At 42.9% G+C, this 1689-nt stretch carries 1 pseudogene; it reads right to left on the bottom strand.

Going from position 1 to position 1689, the window contains the following annotated elements:
* Positions 1-1689 (bottom strand): annotated as a pseudogene (locus AB6D80_RS24915) (conjugative transfer relaxase/helicase TraI); the annotation flags it as partial.

The following is a 1689-nucleotide window of genomic DNA, read 5'->3' on the forward strand; positions in this document are numbered from 1 at the left end:
GTGAATATTCTTTTGGCTCAAAGTGGTCGAGTGATTGGCTGTCGGTTTCTTTTTTATCATTATAGTTGATGGTGTCTAATTCATTCTCTTGATGAGAAGAGTGTGCTTCACTTAATTCAATATCATGCGCGCTGTTATCCCTATCTAACTTATCAATGCACGATTTGATGTCATCTTTTAGGTTATCATCTGACATGAATTGAATGTCTCGGCCATGAAAGTTCTCGACGATTTTTTCAATGTTGTTCGGGTTTAAATCGTGATTGCCATGATTTAATACAATAATGATGTTCTGTCTCAGCTCATCGGTAGAGATGTTTTGAATGTCGTTCTTATGATTGAGGTTAATAATATCAATCTGTCCTTGGGTTTGGTCTCGAATTAGAAACGATTGTTCAATCGATGTGCTGATGATGGTGGTGTTTAAATTCTCCCCTTGATGGAATCTTGTTAATTGTTTGGATTTCGTCCCTAGGGTTCTTGGGTTAATGTCTAGGGAGGTATCTTTATTTCCTTGAGTGTCTAAATAGGTCACTTCAATGGCTTTGGTTTCGCCTTCTTTATTGTGGATGTTGGTTAGCATTGCAGGGTGAAGGGACCTATCTTCGGATGAATAGACCGCAGAGTGGAATTTTACATGGTTGTTTTCGATGTTATTGACACCGAGCTTGTTTAAGTACGTTTGGGCGAGCGTGTTATCAATAGGTAAGCTTTGATTTATATAATCTTTAGCTCTTTCTTCAAACTTCGCAATATGCCTAGGTGTGGTGTTGAGTAATTTTTCGTGCTTACTGTTTTCCTCCAATTGATATTTGTCCGGTTCGTTTAGCATCTTGTTCGCTTCATTCATCGCTGCTTTATAGCCCATTTCCTTATGACTCATTATAAGGTTAATCAATGCGCCTTTTTCGCCTGTGGTGTAGTCTTTAAAATACCCACGATATTCTCCAGTTAGGGTCACTTTAATCGCCGATTTTCCAAGGCCAAAGGTTAAATAATCCCGGTCTGATTTGGATTGATTCGGCTGGCCTAATAACTGAATGGCGAGGCTTTCGGTGTATTTTGGTAGCTGCGTATTGATGTGCTCCCTAAATGTGTTGTAGTCAAAGTCACCGCTTTTATTTTGGAACCGAACGTCTTCGTGAGGGAGGGCATTTCGGTTAAAGTAGGTGGTGTCTTTGGGGGGCGTTTGGTTGAGGGTTTCTATTGCACTGGCTTTATGACTTTCTTTAGAGAGCCAGCTTTTGACCAGTTGTTTGGTGTTGTCGGTATAGAGGCGAATGTGCTGGCTGGCACGGGTCACATCGATACCGGCGCGTCTTAAATTGGTCAGCGCGCCTTTGCTTTGAATGGCGCTAATGACGTGTTGATGAGTGGATCCTTGCGCCATGTCTGCGGTTCGACTGTAGGCGTAGTCCCAGTGCCCGTCTTTAAGCGCATTAGGGTTAAGGCTGAGTGTTTGTCCTGTCTTAGATTGAGCGATAACACTGTCTGTATTCGCTTGCGTGATGCGGTACTCCACGTTGGCTTTAATGCCGCGCTCTTTATCGGTAAAACGGGTGATGATTTTATCGCCGGTTGAAAGTGGCTTTTCTGACGTAGAGAACAGGGTGGTGAAACGGTGATCACGGTTACGCGGTAAGAACGGCCTTGTCTTACCTGTACTTGCGTCTTGAAGTGTTACTACGC

This window comes from Vibrio sp. 10N.247.310.17, from assembly GCF_041466605.1.
Classification (GTDB): domain Bacteria; phylum Pseudomonadota; class Gammaproteobacteria; order Enterobacterales; family Vibrionaceae; genus Vibrio; species Vibrio tasmaniensis_A.